The sequence below is a fragment of the Bacteroides propionicifaciens DSM 19291 = JCM 14649 genome (assembly GCF_000375405.1).
Lineage (GTDB): Bacteria > Bacteroidota > Bacteroidia > Bacteroidales > Bacteroidaceae > Bacteroides_E > Bacteroides_E propionicifaciens.
Genome location: NZ_AQWS01000001.1, coordinates 13204 through 30422, shown reverse-complemented (window position 1 = coordinate 30422; position 17219 = coordinate 13204). Strand labels below are relative to the sequence as shown.

Here is a 17219-nt window from a genome sequence, read left to right as displayed (position 1 = left end):
TATTATGAAATTTGAAAAATTACTAATGGTTTTACCATTGGCTATGCTCTTGTTGTCTTCTTGTAGCAAAGAAGAAGTGGCAAAGTTGGATATAAACAATGAGCTGAAGTATAGTGAGAATCAGGTTCACCGAACTTTGTCTGAAATAAAAGGACAGGATAAAATGCCACGAAATATAATGGATAGTCTTGTTCATTGGAATCTGGTAAACATTGAAATATCTGAATGGACAGCTGGATTCTGGCCTGGTACACTATGGTATAATTATGAGAATACTCAGAGTACAGACGACTTGGCGGCAGCCACGCATTATACTGAACTATTGAAGCCCTTGACTACTTTACCTGCTTATGACCACGATTTAGGATTTCAACTCTTTTATAGTTATGGCAATGGGTATCGCTTGACAGGTAGAGAAGACTATAAGCAAATAGTATTGAATGCAGCTGATACGCTAGCCACACTCTTCAATCCCAAAGTGGGAACTATCCTATCTTGGCCACGTGAGGTTGATAATGGGCGCTTTGCTCCATTTAATACTATCATGGACAATATGATTAATCTTGAGATGTTGTATTGGGCAGCCAAAAATGGAGGCAATAAGGAATTGTATGATATAGCTACTAAGCATGCGGAAACGACCATGAAGTACCAGTTTAGAGAAGATGGAGGAAATTATCATGTTGCTATATATGATCCACTTACTGGCGAATTCATTAAGGGACAGACGCATCAAGGATATAGTGATAGTAGCTTATGGGCCAGAGGGCAGGCTTGGGCAATCTATGGTTACACCTTTGTCTACCGAGAAACGAAAGATGAGAGATTCTTGAGATTTGCAGAAAAAGTAGCGGATTTATATTTGGCGAGACTTCCTAGGGGTGAGTTTGTTCCGTACTGGGATTTTGATGCCCCAGATATTCCGAATGCTCCAAGAGATGCATCGTCCGCCGCTATTGTTGCTTCTGGACTTCTAGAGCTTTCTCAATTAGAGAATGATAAAGTGAAGGGCGAAGTATATAAGAATGCAGCTGAAAATATGCTGATTGAGTTATCGTCTGATAAATATCAGAGTAGACAATCTAAACCATCCTTGTTACTCCACTCTACAGGACACTATCCCAATGGGTCAGAGATTGATGCTTCTATAAACTATGCAGACTATTACTATATAGAGGCATTAACTAGATATAAAAAAGTAATGAGTGGTATATCAATACAAAGAAATAACAAATGATGAAATATATCTTCCTAATAACTATATTTTTCTCTAGCTGTGCTGACAGTGGTGTAGAATTTAGCGTGAGCAACAAGTCTGATTTTGACAGAGTAGACGAATTATTAGAAATCCCACTTTCTAAAGCTGAAAAGTTATTGGTTATCAAAGAGGGTGAAGTCCTGAATATTACTGATGCATCAGAAAATATTCTTACATCACAAATCACTTTCGACAAAAAGATAATCTTTCAACCTCAATTGAAAGCTGGTGAAACTAAGACTTTCAAATTTGTATCAGCTCCGGCACAAGACTTTGAAGCACGTGTATATGCGAACTACCATCCAGAGAGATATGGTGACATGGCATGGGAAAATGATAAAGTAGGTTTCCGCTTCTATGGCGAACCACTTGAAAAAATACAAGCTCCAACCAATGGACTTGACTTATGGTACAAGCATACCTCAAAAATTGTACTAGACGAATGGTACAAAAAAGATATTTCGAAAGAAGCATCTTATCACAAAGATCATGGCGAAGGTTGTGACCCCTATCCTGTGGGTAGAACACTTGGTGGAGGAAGTATGTCTCCTGTAATTGATGATGTTTTGTTGATGAATAGCAACTTCACTTCTCACGAAGTGCTAGAGAATGGACCTTTGCGTTCAACATTCAAATTGGTATATCCACCAATCAAAATTAAGGATAAAGAATTAGTGGAAACAAAACTAATCAGCTTAGATGCTGGTTCACAATTGACTAAGATTAGTCAAGAATATAGTACAGATGATCAAAGAGATCATTTCAATGTGGCTGCAGGTTTTGCTAAGAGAGCCGATGGCGACAGATTGATTTACGAAAAAGGAAAGAACTACATGGTTTACCAAGAACCAGCGAATGAAGAAAATGGACAAATCTACCTAGGACTTGTTATTCTTCAAGGTATCGAGAAAGTAGATGTAAACAGCTATACTTACGTAAATCCATTCAATAAAAAGACAGAAAATCATTCCAATACGCTAGCTTATATCACATACATGCCTGGTGCTCCAGCTGTATATTACACTGGCTTTGGCTGGAATAAATTTGGATTCGACAATATAGAGAAGTTTGAGACTTATGTTTCTGATTTTTCAAAATCATTGAAGCAACCGTTATTAGTAACATATACCAACAATAAGTAAGTAAGATTCATGAAAAAAGTAGTCAGTTTTGGAGAAATCATGTTGCGTCTTGCAACACCCAATTACAATCGTTTTATCCAATCCAATAGCTTGAATGCTACATTCGGAGGTGGAGAAGCAAACATTGCAGTATCGTTAGCCAATTATGGCATTCCGACAGAGTTTGTAACTCGTCTACCCGAAAATGACATTGCTAATTGGTGTATCTCTGAACTTAGAAAATATAATGTAGGTACACAACACATTGTTCGTGGAGGCGACCGTGTGGGTATCTATTTCCTAGAAACAGGAGCTGTTTCTCGTGCCTCTAAAGTGGTTTACGATAGAGCACACTCTTCTATTGCTGAAATCAAGCCAGGTATGGTTGATTGGCGAGAAGTATTCAAAGAAGCACAATGGTTTCATTGGACAGGTATTACCCCAGCTATCTCTCAAGGAGCGGCAGATGCATGTTTAGAAGCCATCAAAGTAGCTAACGAAATGGGTGTAACTGTTTCTACCGACTTAAACTTCCGCAAGAACCTTTGGAAATATGGCAAAACAGCTCAAGAAGTAATGCCAGCATTGGTAGAAGGTTGTGATGTTATTCTAGGAAACGAAGAAGACTTCGAAAAAGTGTTCGGTATCAAACCCGAAGGTTTTGATGTATCTCAAACTGGAGGTCACGTAGATGCAGCAGAATTTGAATCAGTTTGTCAACAAGCAATGAAGAAATTCCCAAGAGCAAAGAAAGTGATCATTACACTTCGCGGTTCTATCAATGCCAACCATAATACTTGGGGTGGATGTCTTTATTCAGACAAGCTTTATCAATCAAAACGCTATGATATCACACACATTGTGGATAGAGTTGGAGGAGGCGACTCTTTTATGGGAGGCTTGATTTACGGTTTATTGACTTATCCAAGCGACGATCAAAAAGCATTGGAGTTTGCCACAGCAGCTTCATGTCTCAAACATACAGTATATGGTGATTTCAACCTTGTAAATGTAAAAGAGGTGGAAACACTGATGTTAGGTGATAGCTCAGGAAGAGTATCACGCTAAAAAATAATAATAAAAAGAGAGGAAATTATGTTAAACAATTTTTCGTTAAAAGATAAAATAGCCCTAGTTACGGGTGGTACTTATGGTATCGGAATGGGTATGGCAACTGCACTAGGACAAGCAGGGGCAAAAGTGATTTTCAATGCACGTCGTGCTGAAGCTGTTAAAGAGGCAGAAGCTAATTATAGAGCTGCTGGTATAGATGCTCACGGTTATGTATGTGATGTGACTAAAGAAGACCAAGTTCAAGCGATGATTAAAGATGTGGAAAGTAAGCACGGAAGTGTAGACATCTTGGTCAACAATGCTGGTATCATCAAACGTATACCTGTGCTTGAAATGTCAGTAGAAGAGTTCAGCGAAGTCATTGATATCGACCTTATAGGACCATTCATCGTATCCAAAGCAGTAGCTCCAAGTATGATTAAAAAAGGCGCTGGTAAGATAATCAACATCTGCTCTATGATGAGTGAACTTGGTCGCGAAACTGTGACAGCTTATGCAGCTGCAAAAGGTGGATTGAAAATGTTGACTAAAAACATGGCTTGTGAATTTGGAGAGCACAACATCCAAGTCAACGGCATAGGACCAGGATATATTGCTACTCCACAAACAGCACCACTTAGAGAGCCTCAAGCTGATGGATCACGTCATCCATTCGACAACTTTATCATCTCTAAAACACCTGCTGTACGTTGGGGTAACCCAGAAGACCTATCAGGGCCAGTTGTGTTCTTAGCCTCTAAAGCATCAGATTTTGTTAATGGTCATATCCTTTACGTAGATGGAGGGATCTTGGCTTATATCGGTAAACAACCTAAATAATAGACGAGATGGCTAAGTTTTCGAGACTAGAAGTATATAATTTAATGAAGGCGGCACCCATGGTGCCTGTCTTCTACCACAAAGATGTAGAAACAGCTAAGGCTGTTATCAAGGCATGTTATGACGGAGGTGTAAGGGCTTTCGAATTTACCAATAGAGGAGATTTTGCTTACGAAACATTTTGCGAATTGAGCAAATGGGTTGATAAAGAATGTCCAGAACTAGCATTAGGAATAGGCTCTATTGTAGATGCTCCTACAGCTTCCATCTTTATGCAAATGGGAGCAAACTTCATTGTAGGTCCATTACTAAACCCCGATATATTCAAAGTGTGTAATCGCCGACAAGTAGCTTACATTCCTGGCTGTGGCTCGGTTTCAGAAGTAGGCTATGCACAAGAATTAGGAGCAGAAGTAGTCAAACTATTCCCAGCAGGAAATGTTGGAGGTCCAAGCTTTGTTCAGAATGTCTTAGCTCCTATGCCTTGGACATCTGTGATGGTGACAGGAGGTGTAGAACCTACAGAAGCAAACTTAACCGAATGGTTCAAAGCAGGAGTAAGCTGCGTAGGGATGGGCTCTAAACTATTCCCCAAAGAAGTAATCGAAGCCAAAGAATGGGCTAAAATAACAACTATCAGCAAAGAGGCATTTGCCACTATTGCAAAAGTGAGAGGATATTAAACGCATATAAAATTTATGGAATATATAAATTCAATATTAGACTTTTTGGGTGATGGCATCGCCTACATCATCAACCTAGGTGCTAGCGTTATGATGCCCATCATATTCACAATCATTGGCATGTGTATGGGAATCAAACTGACTAAAGCTGTGCGTTCGGGGTTGTATGTGGGAGTTGGTTTTGTTGGTTTAGGAGTTATTACAAAACTTTTGACCGACAATCTAGGACCTGCAGTCGATGCTTTAGCCACTATCTATAATCTAGAGACTGATATCCTAGATATTGGTTGGCCAGCAGCGGCTGAAGTTGCTTACAACTCGGCAGTAGGAGCTGTGGTTATTCCAATCTGTTTGGGAATCAATTTACTTCTACTTATTCTAAAAGGTACACGTACTGTAAATATTGATATTTGGAACTTTTGGCACCACGCCTTCATTGGTTCTATCGTAGCAGTGGCAACAGAAAGCTTCGCTTATGGACTATTTGCTGCAGTTATTTGTTATATCATTTCACTAGTACTAGCCGATTTTACAGCCAAGCCATTTGCTAAGTTCTACGACAAGATGGAAGGGATTTCTATTCCTCAACCTTTTGTAGCAGGATTCGCTCCTTTTGCATGGTTACTGAACAAGGGGCTTGATCTTATCCCTGGTATTAACAAGATTAATATCGATGCAGATGAGATGAAGAAGAAATTCGGACTATTGGGCGAACCTATCTTCCTTGGGGTTATCGTAGGATGTCTTCTGGGAGCATTGGCTCAGTATGAATTTGCCAAAGTTCTTCAACTAGGTATTGTGATGGGTGCTGTAATGGAACTTATTCCGCGTATTACATCGCTATTTATCGAAGGACTTGTGCCTATCTCTGAAGCTACTCGTGAGCTCGTGAAACGCAAATTCAAAAATAGTGCAGGCCTTTATATAGGAATGACACCAGCTTTAGTGATTGGTCATCCGGCTACTCTAGTAGCTACTATCCTTTTGATTCCTGTACTTCTGTTTGTATCTGTAGTAACACCAGGCAACAAGTTCTTGCCTTTGACAAGTTTGGCAGGATTGCTTTACATCTTCCCAATGATTCTTCCTTATACCAAAGGAAATGTTTTCAAAACATTTTTGATTGGTCTGATCTTGATGATTGCTGGTAACTATATGGTAACAAGTTTGTCAGGTATATTCACCGAGTCGGTTGTACAAGCAACTGGTACTAAATATACAACAGGACAACAAGTAGGAGCTATTGACTTTGCGGCTAGCCCTATCACATGGATAATCTACCAAATGACAGCCAACTTGAAGCTTGTAGGTAGTGTAATACTAGGACTACTAACTGTAGGATTGGTTGTCTTCAATCGTCAAAAAAATGTAATAAAATCTACTGAGGCAGAAGGATCTGTAGAACAATAAAAACCATTATAAATATTATAAAATATACATTATTATGAGAAAGATTTTAGTAACGTTAGCGTTATTTGTATCAGCATTGAGCCTAATGGGCCAAAATCACATTGAGTATGATGTACGTTATGCTCATCATCCAGCAGATTTCAAAACATACGATACGGAAAAAATACGTAAAGAATTTTTGATAGAAAAAGTATTCGAAGCAGACAAGATTCACATGACATATACGATGTATGATCGTTTTATTGTGGGAGGTGCAATGCCAACAGTGAAAGCTTTGCCTTTGAATACTATTGATATTTTGAAAGCTCCTAACTTCCTACATCGTCGCGAAATCGGTATCATCAACATTGGTGGACCAGGTGTAGTTACAGTAGGTAAGAAAAAATACAACGTGAACTACAAAGAAGCTCTTTATGTAGGTTCTGGAGAACACGAAGTAACTTTCGAAAGCAAGGATGCTAGCAAACCAGCTAAATTCTATTTCAACTCTGCTACAGCTCACACTTCATATCCTACTAAGCTTATCACTATGAAAGAAGCGAATGTAATTGAAGCAGGTACAGCAGAAGAGTCAAACCGCAGAACAATCAACCAATTGATTGTGAAAGAAACTGCTCAAATTTGTCAAGTACAAATGGGGTTGACAGAACTTCACCCAGGTAGCGTTTGGAACACAATGCCAGCGCACATACACGACCGTCGTATGGAAGCCTATTTGTACTTCAATGTTCCTCAAGGACAAGCCGTTTGCCACTATATGGGAGAAGCTAAAGAAACTCGTCACATTTGGATGACAAATGAGCAAGTAGCTATTTCTCCAGAGTGGTCAATTCACTCAGGTTCAGCAACTAGCAACTATACTTTCATTTGGGGTATGGCTGGTGAGAATCTTGACTATGGCGACATGGACAAGTTGAACCCTACAGACTTGAGATAGTTTTTGGATATTTAGGTTAATTGTTAGGCTCCCTCTCAATATTATGATGATATGGAGAGGGCTTGTTGTAAGTGTCAAAAGGTTTAGCCATTATTAACTCATTTTTCTGCTATCTATATAATAAAGTTTCGAACATCACACTTTCATTATTGATTTCAGTCATCATGATTCTGCAAATATTTTAGATTAAACTCAACTATCAGAGCAATGATTTGCTTGTGTAATTATGTCAATTCGATGATTCCTTATGCCAATTTATATAGAAAATCGAGTGCTTTTTTTAGAGAAATTAGTGTGTAAGGCTTTTACAATTTGGTTGTAGTTGTTCGCTACTCCTCTAAATTTACCAAAGAATGTTATCAATCTCAGTGTATACTTTTCTTTGTTCCATTGGATAAAGATCGTTTTATCCCTTAACTAGTTGTGCGGGTAAAGTTAGCAAGTCAATAGGAGTCTTTTCTTTATTTACTGCTTACGAAGAAGGTTGATAAATAGATATTTCTCTTAGGTAGCTACAAGTAAGATTCTTAAATGAGATTTCATGTAATCCAACAGACTTTGCAGAATATGAATTTTATGAATGACATACATGCTCTAAATAACCTCTTATCGGATTTTGATCGTAAGAGTTTTATAATAAATTCATTAACCATATACATATTTAATAGTAATCTAAAAAATGAATGATATGAAAAAATTAGCAAACACACAGTTGTTATGCCTGTTGAAAAAAATGGACGAAACATTCAATCTTAGTGAATATGATCTCGGATCTGTGTATGAAGATTTCGTACATAGAGTTATAATTCTTTGTACCTCAGAGATAGAAAGTATTCCTGCTTATTTTACAATACACTATACCCGTCTGGAATTGGAAGAATTCCGCATGTTACTGAACGATGAGGGGGCGGGAAAAAAATGCTCCAATTCTAAGTTGTATAACCCATAGTTTGTCATTCCTCAATGCTGCTCTGCAATGGATAGAGCGTAATCCTAAACCGATATCTTCCCATACAAATAACAAAACAGAGCCATCTTCTTCAGGCTATTATATATGGGGAGGGTCAATTACAGACCTTATTGAGTTAGCGATAGCTATTTATAACATCAAACTGATTCGTAAGGCATCCGGTAAACTAATTAGTTTTGCTGAAATTATCCACGGCTTGAAACTCATCTTCAATATCAAAATACCCAAAAATATATATAGTCGTAAAACTCGCACAATGGAACGTAAAAAGAATTCTTCTTCTATGTTGGAGAGATTGCTTGCTGTCTACAACCATGAAGTAGATCAACTCTACAAGTAGAATAATAAGTTTAAAAATCAATGTATTACAAACTAAATAGTGGTATTTGCAGTGGTAGATACCACTTTTTCCATTTGAGAACCGAGTAAACTTGTATAAAATATAAACAAGTAAATATGGAAAACGATGATCTGATAAATTTTATGCAAGATTGGTTCGAGCAATTCATGGGACGTTTTGACCGATTGGATAAGTTTATGGATATAATGAGCGGACGACATAACGTACTAAATGGCGAGCGGCTTTTGGACAATCAAGACTTGTGCCAAATGCTGAATGTAAGTAAACGGACATTACAGCGTTATCGCTCGGCAGGCGAACTAACATATATAACCATCCATCACAAGATATTTTACACAGAGAAAAACGTGGAGAAATTTATTCGTGATCATTTTAGAGATAACGATAACATATCTGAGGTTACTGAAGAAAAAGAATAAAAAACGACCGTAGGATTATTTATTTCTACGGTCGTCTTTATTTAGAGCCTCATGCCTCTTTTTTCGTTCTTTGGTGGAGGACTACTCACCGAACCTATGACGAACCTATCTCCCATAACCTCTTTCACACCTTGCAAAGTATTCGGCATAGGAGCATCCTGACTAACTGCTGATTTTGTGTTATTTAGAGATTGATCTAGATTCTTTTCGGAAACATTTTCTTGCCCTTCGCTTTGTTCGATAGGCTTTAATGACAATTCTATCTTACGTTCCAAAGCAGTGAGTTCCGTTTTTAATTCTTTCAGGTCGTTCTCTTTCGACCATACACTTTCCACTACCTGCCTGAGAACGGGTACATCCTGCATCCGCTTATCAGTGTCCGTCTGATACTTTTCCAAAAGTTTGGGCATACTATCAAGAGCATTTAGAAAGTTCAGCGATGCAGTTTTTGGGTCAGCTGCCAAACTTCCATAATTGTAGTTATAGAGTATCTGCCCCTCACCACGTATGAAAAATCGGTTTTGTATCAGGTCAAAACCATCTTTATTTGTAGTTTCTGATTTTACCAATAAATCAAAACCATACAACGAACCAATTTTCTCATGTGCTCCGTGTGTACGTGTTTTGTCTGCTATCTCGTTCAATTTCTTGCCGATAGCAACCGGGTCGGTAGCTTGAAATCCATCTAATTTTACAGGATTGAGCCGTGTGCCATCGGGAGCAACCTGCAACCGGCTATTGAAGGCTTCCACATCCTTAGAGATTCTATCAATATATCCTTTATTGGATTCTACTGTCTGCATGATATTCTCTAATTTGTAACGGCTCGATGATTTGCCCCGCACGAAAGCCTGTTTTTCACTATCCAAAGTAGCTATCTTTTTTTCTATCCTTGCTTTCTCCAATAATTCGGTGTTCCCCGATAGGATAGCCACGTATTCAGAAAAGTTCATGCCACTTTTCTCATCCATACTACCCTCATCAATGGTTCGAGTACTCAAATTATTGTTTTTAAGCTGTTTAATAAATAGTTGCTTGTTGTGCAGTAAGCCAAATTTATATGCATCGAGTGATTTTTCCACAGCATAGATTTTCACATCTACTTTATTGTCAGCATACAGTTTTGCAATTTCATTGCCTTTGCGTATTGCTCTTCCGTCGCGCTGCTCCAGATCGCTTGGCCTCCAAGGACAATCTAAATGATGAATAGCCACCGCCCGTTTCTGAGCGTTCACGCCTGTTCCCAACATCTCTGTAGAACCAAACATGACACGGATTTTACCCTCATTCATATCCTTAATCATCACTTTACGAGCCTTTTCGCTAGTAGCCTCCTGAATAAATCGTACTTCGGATACAGGAATGCCATAATCCTCCACCAATTTGCGTTTGATTTCGGTATAGGGACTCCATTGCCCCGGTTTGTAGGTTCCCAAATCCGAAAAAACGAACTGTGTTCCTTTCTGGGCATTATACTTTTGGTAATAATCTGCTATTGAGGCAGCACAATGACTGGCTTTATTATCTATATGGTCGCCGTATTTATCAGGGTCTATCATCCGCATATCGAGCGACATCTTTCGGGCATAGTCGGTTGCTATCAGCATTTTCGCTTTTTCTTCCCGTTCCGAAAGTGGTGCACGTCCCAAAAGAGTGGCATTCCCTGTTTTGGCAAACTCCATCAATTTACCGATAAACTCCTGCTGGTCGGGTGTCGGTGGTATATTGTGCAGAATCTCGTTCTTTTCGGGACGGTCTATACCAATATCCTGTGCAGTACGATAATCGGTAATCTCGGAATAGAAAGAAGCCAGTTCCGGCACTTTGATAAAATAGCGGAAACGTTCTTTCTGCACAATCTGGTTCGTGACTGAAAACTCATAATCTTTGGTTTTCTTGGCAAAGATAGCTGCCCAAGCATCGAAGGTATTGATACCTTGCCTTTCCAATTCTTTGGGACGCAAGTATTTGAATAATAGATATAATTCGGTCAATGAATTGGAGATCGTTGTTCCTGACGAATAAGTAGCCCCTAAATCCTTTCCTGTGCGTTCCTGTATGGTACGCAGGGCAAAAAGCATATTGAGTGCCCGTTGGCTGCCATCGGTATTTCCCAAGCCTGCTACACGGTCGTGACGGGTGGTAAAAGTCAGGTTTTTAAATTTGTGGGATTCATCGACGAACAAATGATCTATACCGATCATCCGAAGAACTTTATTACTTACACACTTTATCAGAGGGTGTCTTTATCAAGTATAGTTTATTTATATGCTGAAACAGCCAAGAGGCTAAACCCGTCTGTTTAAAAGCATTGTTCCAACTCCCGTGATTAACACCAGGATACTCTGTATACTTCACATCTGTTCCCTTTTTCTTCAAAGCTTTAAAAATTTCTCTTGAAAACTCAGCAGGAACTATATTATCGTCTGAACCATGAAAAATCCAAAATGCGGTATGCTTATTGTTTTTTAATAATTTATCAATATTCGCACCGCCACAAATAGGGAATGCAGCTGCAAAAACACCAGGCATTCTCCAAACCAATTCATACGTTCCCATTCCTCCCATAGAGAGGCCGCCGACATATACCCGACTTCTATCTATGTATCCAGAGTTGAGCCAATGCTGTACTAAATGCATCAGAGTACTCATTGCCGTTGTTGGCTCTTCTACAACATTAAAATCAAAAGTGATTTGGTCATTATGCGTAGCACGTTCAACACTACTCCAATAGGAACTTGAAGGACATTGTGGAACAATAACAATTGCAGGATAGCTAGAATGGAAATTATCAATCAGGAAACTTTTTCCATGTGTCAGTTGTGCTTTATTATCCTCTCCTCGCTCCCCTGCACCATGCAAGAATAGAAGCAATGGATATTCCTTATTAGAATCGTAGTTTTCTGGATATATTACTTGGTAAGAAATTGTATTTCCCTGTACCATATACGATGTTGACTCTATAGTCTGTGCACTCCCTACGGCTACATTATATAGGAGTAAAAGAGATAGTAGAAATTTGGTTTTCATATATTGACGGTTTTAATATTTTATAAAGCTCTTGCTCTAGTCCATTGAGATGTACCATTTTCATTTATAGCTTCAATAGCAAAATAATACGGTTGTGTCCTATCCATGCCCTTATAATAATATTCATTGGTATTATGAACCATCACACTACTATAAAGTTTATCGGGTTCTGTACCGATATAAATATTATATGCGTAAGCATTATCAACAGGTTTCCATTTTAGCCACCCACTACGCTTATCAGTCTCCGTCCTCAAGACTATAAATTGTTCAACAACCCTTGGTTTCTCCCCATTTCCTTTTCCAAATATACGAAAACCTGAGATTGCAAACTTACCCGTTGGCATGTGTAAATTGACTAATTTAACATACCGAGCCTTAATTGGAGAAGATAATTCTATATAATCATGAGGGACATCACTCTTGTTTTTACTTTTGTCGATTAACAAATGCCACTTTTTACCATCTATAGAGTAATACACTTGATATTGGTGATATTTATCCAACATCTTACCCATAAAGTCAGCATCTTGATCTGCATAATTTATTTGAATAGCACATACTGTTGATAGCTCTCCTAAATCTGAAATGAGCCACTCTCCTTCATTACTTGTTTTGGCAGACCAATAGGTTTTAATATCCTCATCTACAATCTTATTTGCAGAGAATGCCCCTAAAGTTGACGATACTTGTACTGGTTTATTGTAATTTAAAAGCATCCAACCTGTAAATCTGCTTTCTATATGATTGGTCTCTCCATTTGGCAAGTAATGAGGATAATCTCCAAAAGCAGTATTACAATACATCTTATCATCTTCATCAAAACCTGCAGGCCACAGACCAATACGCCTTTCGAAGTTGTTTTTTGTATTTATAACCATTGTTGAGGTATGCCAGTAATTGTTCCAGCTATCTTGGAAAGTAGCACCATGACCGGCACCTCGTATAAAACCACCTGCCTTCATACTTAATGGAAGTGAAGCATGTTTAAACTCTCCTAGTGGAGAGTCAGAAACAGCATATCCGTCGGCATAGTGGCTAAATTCAGTTCCTGGGCCACCCCATTGTAGATGAATCTCCTTGAACCCATGCTGCTGGCGCACAAAGATCATCCCATTCATTGGGAGTTTTTTCAACAGCTTCATCAGTTAAAAACACCCTCGATACAAAAGTCCAATTTGACAAATCACTACTCCACCAATACCCACTTTGATTTGTCCCAAAAAGGTAGTAATCCCCTTTATAGTTTACAATAACAGGATCGGCTGAAGTTCTATGTTTACCCCACTCCGTAAAATTGGGTATTGGGCAATATCCATAATCCACATTTATAGGATTGCAGTATGTGCTTTGTTGAGCACATACTGTTGTTCCAATAGCCAGTAGTATTATGAATACAAAAGATCTAAATATTTTCATACTATAACAGATTATGATTCGTACCAATTATTATAAATGTGGCGATTCAAACCCTAATTTAGTCAATCCATTTTGAACATCAGGATGACTCATAAAAAGGTCCCAAAGAAACCCTGTACGATAGTTCTCAATCATAGCACCTATAGGACCTTGATCAATAGCTAGGTAAACTTGTGGATACCATTTTTCGGTATCACTATAGGCATCGATAAAACCAAACTTACCCCAATACTGATGTCTATTAGCATACAAGTGGCGCATCACATCCATAGACTCCTCAGGAGTATAAACTATAGATGATAAGGCTGCAGTAGGAGTAATCACTCCATGGTCCCTACTTTCAACTGGAGAATGGGCATCATACCCATTAACAGAGTAACTAGCGGTTAAGCCCCAGCTATTTTCACCATAACCCTCATAACCTTTCGGGTTACGAATGCAATAGGCTCTATTTATCAAAGTGTAGTTAGTCATTTCTTGGAAATAGTCAGCATATTGATCTTTCAATCCTCTAGGATCAAGACCTAAAAAAGAATAGTGGGCCCAAAACATTGGACCAGCTTTCTCACTCTGATAGCGGAGTTGAAGTGGAATTCCTTCTTCAATATGTGGTTTAGAAATTGCACCATTTTCAGCCCAACCTTCGTGATATACCTCTGGAGAAACTCCGTGAGTTGGCGAACCTGCAGCTAAAACATACATTACAAGACACTCGTTATACCCACGCACAGGAAAATTCATTGCCCACTCATGTGTTGGGCTCCAATGCCAATAAAGAACATTCTCACCACGTGTATAAAAATCCCACTCGATCTCTTTCCAAAGCTTATCAATACGTGCAGCTAGATCTTTTTCGCTATCGTTTCCCTGAATTAAATACTGATGAACAGTCAATAATCCTTGAGCCATGAAAGCGGTCTCAACTAAATCGCCTCCATCATCGTATTTACTAAAGGGCTTAACTTTTCCAGTCTCACCAAACCACCAATGTGGATATGCACCATGGAATTTATCAGCACTCTCAAGAAAACCCACAATTTGAGTAAGCTTGTCAATTCCCTCCTCACGAGTAATATAACCTCGCTCTATACCGACGAGAAGATTCATCAACCCAAATCCTCCACCTCCCGAGGTTACTACATTCTCATCATCCTGAGGATATACTCCATCGATATGATAACGCTCACGCGCCAGCCCACTAATGGGTTCTGCACCATCCCAGAAATATTGAAACGTGTGATATTGCACTTTATCAAGCATCTCAATATCTTCTGTGTCCAACTCTTTATTTCCCTCCTTGCTTTTACAACCCGTAAAAGTGATTAGAGAAAGCGTAAGCAACGCAACAATTACCTTATATTTTTTCAACATTATCTGCCTATATTATTCGTAAACAAACTTTGCTAATTTGTTTTCCACACTATTAGTACCAATAAAAATCTCAAAGTCACCAGGTTCAATAACAAACTCTAAATCGTAGTTGTAGAACTTTAACATTTCGGGAGTAATCTCAAAATCAACAGTTATAATTTCACCTGGCTTAATACTGAGTTTTTTGAAGCCCTTGAGTTCTTTGACAGGGCGAGTAGTAGATCCGACAACATCTCTAATGTACAATTGTACAACCTCTTTCCCTTCTACTGAGCCTGTATTAGTTACATCTACTGAAGCAATAATTTTACCATTATCAGTCATTTTGTCTGTACTCAATTTGATATCAGAATACTCAAACTGAGTATAGCTTAGACCATATCCAAATGGGTATAGAGGTGTATTCGGTACGTCGATATAATTTGAACGGAACTTTTCAAACCAAGGTCCAACCAAAGGACGTCCTGTGTTTTTATGATTATAAAAGATTGGTATTTGTCCTACATTTCGAGGAAAAGTAGACGGTAATTTGCCGCTAGGGTTAACATCGCCAAATAATACATCCGCAATTGCATATGCAGATTCTGTTCCTCCAAACCAAACATTCAGAATAGATGGAACATGTTCTGCCTCCCATGAAAGAGTTAGCGGACGTCCTGCAAATAGAACCAACACTACAGGCTTTCCTGTAGCTAAAAGCTCTTTGAGCAATTCCTTTTGAACATCAGGAATATCAAGATCTGTACGACTACTAGATTCACCGCTAAACTCCGAAGATTCACCCAAAGCAGCTATGATTACATCCGATTCTTTAGCTACTGCCAAAGCCTCATCAAGTAATTCTCTATCTGTGCGATCATCTCTAAAGAGTTCACGACCAAACATGGTTGCACGTTTTTCTAATTCAGCATCTTGTGTTAGATTGCTACCCTTAGCATAGTACACTTCAGCCTTTTTCCCAGCAACGTCTTTAATACCTTCAACAAGAGTTGCAGGAACATCTAAACGAGCAGCAACGCTCCAAGTACCAGGCATGTTTGAACGCGTATTGGCCAAAGGACCAACTACAGCTATTTTGGTATTCTTAGACAAAGGAAGTACCTGACCCTCATTCTTTAATAAGACAAAACTCTCAGCCGAAATTGCTCTTGCCTCTTGACGATGACTTTTTGCATATATCAGTTTCTTTGCTCTTTTGGTATCAATGAAACGATAAGGATCTTCAAATAACCCCAACTTATATTTTGCTTCTAAAACTCTTCTACATGCTGTATTTATATCATTTTCCGATACTTTACCTTCATCATAAGACTTTTTTAGCGTTGTCAGAAAACCTTCACCAACCATATCCATATCTACCCCAGCTTTTAAAGCACGAGCAGAAACTGCTTGTAAATCGCCAATACCGTGATCAACCATTTCATTGATACCTGTATAATCAGTTACAACAAATCCTTTAAAACCCCACTGGTCACGCAACACATCTGTCATTAGCCATTTATTAGCTGTAGCAGGTATGCCGTCAACCTCATTAAATGATGCCATTACACTACCAACACCAGCCTCAACAGCTGCTTGATAAGGCAACATATACTCGTTGAACATACGTTGGCGACTCATATCAACTGTATTGTAATCTCTACCCGCTTCAGAAGCTCCATAGAGTGCATAATGCTTAATACAAGCCATGATTTGATTATTATTGGCAAAGCGTTGATCACCCCTGCCCTGATACCCATATACCATTGCTCTTGTTACCTCAGCATTCATATAAGCATCTTCACCAGCACCTTCAGATACTCGGCCCCAGCGTGGATCTCTCGACACATCTGCCATCGGACTAAAAGTCCAACTTATACCGTCAGCACTAGCTTCGATGGCTGAAATTCGAGCTACACGCTCAACAGCATCCATATTCCAAGTTGCAGCCAACCCCAAAGGTATTGGAAAGACCGTTTCATAACCATGAATCACATCCATGGCAAATAATAGAGGAATGCCTAAGCGACTCTCATCTACAGCGATACGCTGGACATCTTTAATTTTATCAACTCCCTTAATATTGAACAATCCCCCTACTTTACCCTGACGAATATTTGTAGCGAAATTAGAGCTTTTAGCCTGACCAGTAACAATATCACCTGCTGCAGGCAAGTTTAATTGTCCAAGCTTTTCGGCTAAAGTCATTCTGGACATCAGCTCATCAATAAAGCCATTCATTTTACTAACATCAGTCTGAGCCCATAATGTCAGGGAAAACAGACTAAAAAGTACGATTAATGATTTTCTCATATCTTAATATTTTTACAATGAACTTCCCTACTGACCTATAAATATTATAGGTCAG

General features: G+C 38.8%; 15 protein-coding genes and 2 pseudogenes. 10 read left to right on the top strand and 7 right to left on the bottom strand.

Annotation, left to right across the window (positions count from 1 at the left end; all coding sequences use genetic code 11):
- Positions 1-4: 4 nt before the first annotated feature.
- The 7 genes from B091_RS0100105 (at position 5) to kduI (ending at position 7302) form a co-directional block, all read left to right on the top strand.
- Entirely contained in the window at positions 5-1237 is a 1233-nt protein-coding gene (locus B091_RS0100105; protein WP_018107962.1) for a glycoside hydrolase family 88 protein, read from the top strand.
- A complete protein-coding gene (locus B091_RS0100100) occupies positions 1234-2400 on the top strand; it encodes a DUF4861 family protein (RefSeq protein ID WP_018107961.1) in 1167 nt (388 codons plus the stop codon). Before B091_RS0100105 ends, B091_RS0100100 begins: the two co-directional genes overlap by 4 nt.
- Positions 2401-2409: 9 nt before the next feature.
- Positions 2410-3447 (top strand): sugar kinase, encoded by a 1038-nt coding sequence (locus B091_RS0100095; protein WP_018107960.1) that lies wholly within the window; start codon positions 2410-2412, stop codon positions 3445-3447.
- Positions 3448-3474: 27 nt separating this feature from the next.
- On the top strand, positions 3475-4272 hold the full coding sequence (locus B091_RS0100090) for a gluconate 5-dehydrogenase (protein ID WP_018107959.1): 798 nt from the start codon (positions 3475-3477) through the stop codon (positions 4270-4272).
- Positions 4273-4280: 8 nt separating this feature from the next.
- Positions 4281-4955 carry a bifunctional 4-hydroxy-2-oxoglutarate aldolase/2-dehydro-3-deoxy-phosphogluconate aldolase gene (locus B091_RS0100085; RefSeq protein ID WP_018107958.1) on the top strand — a complete coding sequence of 225 codons (675 nt, stop codon included), beginning with the start codon at positions 4281-4283 and terminating at the stop codon, positions 4953-4955.
- Between the two features lie 15 nt (positions 4956-4970).
- A complete protein-coding gene (locus B091_RS0100080) occupies positions 4971-6365 on the top strand; it encodes a PTS galactitol transporter subunit IIC (RefSeq protein WP_018107957.1) in 1395 nt (464 codons plus the stop codon).
- Between the two features lie 85 nt (positions 6366-6450).
- A complete protein-coding gene (gene kduI, locus B091_RS0100075; RefSeq protein WP_018107956.1) occupies positions 6451-7302 on the top strand; it encodes a 5-dehydro-4-deoxy-D-glucuronate isomerase in 852 nt (283 codons plus the stop codon).
- 251 nt (positions 7303-7553) lie between these two features.
- Here the strand turns inward: kduI and B091_RS12975 are convergent.
- Positions 7554-7680, bottom strand: a pseudogene (locus tag B091_RS12975) (plasmid mobilization protein); the annotation flags it as partial.
- A 310-nt stretch (positions 7681-7990) separates the two neighbouring features.
- Between B091_RS12975 and B091_RS0100070 the strand changes: the two are divergent.
- The 3 genes from B091_RS0100070 to B091_RS0100060 all read left to right on the top strand — a co-directional run bounded on the left by B091_RS0100070 (position 7991) and on the right by B091_RS0100060 (position 9052).
- On the top strand, positions 7991-8251 hold the full coding sequence (locus B091_RS0100070) for a hypothetical protein (protein ID WP_025069295.1): 261 nt from the start codon (positions 7991-7993) through the stop codon (positions 8249-8251).
- A gap of 1 nt (position 8252) precedes the next feature.
- Positions 8253-8612, top strand: a complete 360-nt coding sequence (locus tag B091_RS0100065) for an RteC domain-containing protein (RefSeq protein WP_018107954.1) — start codon at positions 8253-8255, stop codon at positions 8610-8612.
- Between the two features lie 116 nt (positions 8613-8728).
- A complete protein-coding gene (locus B091_RS0100060) occupies positions 8729-9052 on the top strand; it encodes a helix-turn-helix domain-containing protein (RefSeq protein ID WP_018107953.1) in 324 nt (107 codons plus the stop codon).
- Positions 9053-9093: 41 nt separating this feature from the next.
- Here B091_RS0100060 and B091_RS0100055 read toward each other — a convergent pair.
- The 6 genes and pseudogenes from B091_RS0100055 to bglX form a co-directional block, all read right to left on the bottom strand.
- A pseudogene (locus tag B091_RS0100055) lies at positions 9094-11259 on the bottom strand (helicase-related protein); the annotation flags it as partial.
- A 10-nt stretch (positions 11260-11269) separates the two neighbouring features.
- The gene (locus B091_RS11550; protein WP_018107951.1) at positions 11270-12082 is read right to left on the bottom strand and encodes a carboxylesterase family protein; all 813 of its coding nucleotides are present in this window, start codon (positions 12080-12082) and stop codon (positions 11270-11272) included.
- 20 nt (positions 12083-12102) lie between these two features.
- Positions 12103-13203, bottom strand: coding sequence for a discoidin domain-containing protein (locus B091_RS11545; RefSeq protein ID WP_238319362.1), 1101 nt, complete (start codon positions 13201-13203; stop codon positions 12103-12105).
- Complete coding sequence (locus B091_RS12785) at positions 13127-13501, bottom strand: hypothetical protein (protein ID WP_238319361.1); 375 nt, start codon at positions 13499-13501, stop codon at positions 13127-13129. Before B091_RS12785 ends, B091_RS11545 begins: the two co-directional genes overlap by 77 nt.
- 30 nt (positions 13502-13531) lie before the next feature.
- Positions 13532-14872 carry a glucoamylase family protein gene (locus B091_RS0100040; protein ID WP_018107949.1) on the bottom strand — a complete coding sequence of 447 codons (1341 nt, stop codon included), beginning with the start codon at positions 14870-14872 and terminating at the stop codon, positions 13532-13534.
- Positions 14873-14884: 12 nt separating this feature from the next.
- Positions 14885-17164, bottom strand: a complete 2280-nt coding sequence (bglX, locus tag B091_RS0100035; protein WP_025069292.1) for a beta-glucosidase BglX — start codon at positions 17162-17164, stop codon at positions 14885-14887.
- Positions 17165-17219: the final 55 nt, after the last annotated feature.

Bases quoted from the DNA above. Each gene is read 5' to 3' on its own strand.
- B091_RS0100105 (WP_018107962.1), top strand. From the start codon at position 5: ATGAAATTTGAAAAATTACTAATGGTTTTACCATTGGCTATGCTCTTG.
- B091_RS0100040 (WP_018107949.1), bottom strand. From the start codon at position 14,872: ATGTTGAAAAAATATAAGGTAATTGTTGCGTTGCTTACGCTTTCTCTA.
- bglX (WP_025069292.1), bottom strand. From the start codon at position 17,164: ATGAGAAAATCATTAATCGTACTTTTTAGTCTGTTTTCCCTGACATTA.
- B091_RS11545 (WP_238319362.1), bottom strand. From the start codon at position 13,203: ATGAATGGGATGATCTTTGTGCGCCAGCAGCATGGGTTCAAGGAGATT.
- B091_RS0100085 (WP_018107958.1), top strand. From the start codon at position 4,281: ATGGCTAAGTTTTCGAGACTAGAAGTATATAATTTAATGAAGGCGGCA.
- B091_RS12785 (WP_238319361.1), bottom strand. From the start codon at position 13,501: ATGAAAATATTTAGATCTTTTGTATTCATAATACTACTGGCTATTGGA.
- B091_RS0100095 (WP_018107960.1), top strand. From the start codon at position 2,410: ATGAAAAAAGTAGTCAGTTTTGGAGAAATCATGTTGCGTCTTGCAACA.
- kduI (WP_018107956.1), top strand. From the start codon at position 6,451: ATGGGCCAAAATCACATTGAGTATGATGTACGTTATGCTCATCATCCA.
- B091_RS0100060 (WP_018107953.1), top strand. From the start codon at position 8,729: ATGGAAAACGATGATCTGATAAATTTTATGCAAGATTGGTTCGAGCAA.
- B091_RS11550 (WP_018107951.1), bottom strand. From the start codon at position 12,082: ATGAAAACCAAATTTCTACTATCTCTTTTACTCCTATATAATGTAGCC.
- B091_RS0100080 (WP_018107957.1), top strand. From the start codon at position 4,971: ATGGAATATATAAATTCAATATTAGACTTTTTGGGTGATGGCATCGCC.
- B091_RS0100090 (WP_018107959.1), top strand. From the start codon at position 3,475: ATGTTAAACAATTTTTCGTTAAAAGATAAAATAGCCCTAGTTACGGGT.
- B091_RS0100100 (WP_018107961.1), top strand. From the start codon at position 1,234: ATGATGAAATATATCTTCCTAATAACTATATTTTTCTCTAGCTGTGCT.
- B091_RS0100070 (WP_025069295.1), top strand. From the start codon at position 7,991: ATGAAAAAATTAGCAAACACACAGTTGTTATGCCTGTTGAAAAAAATG.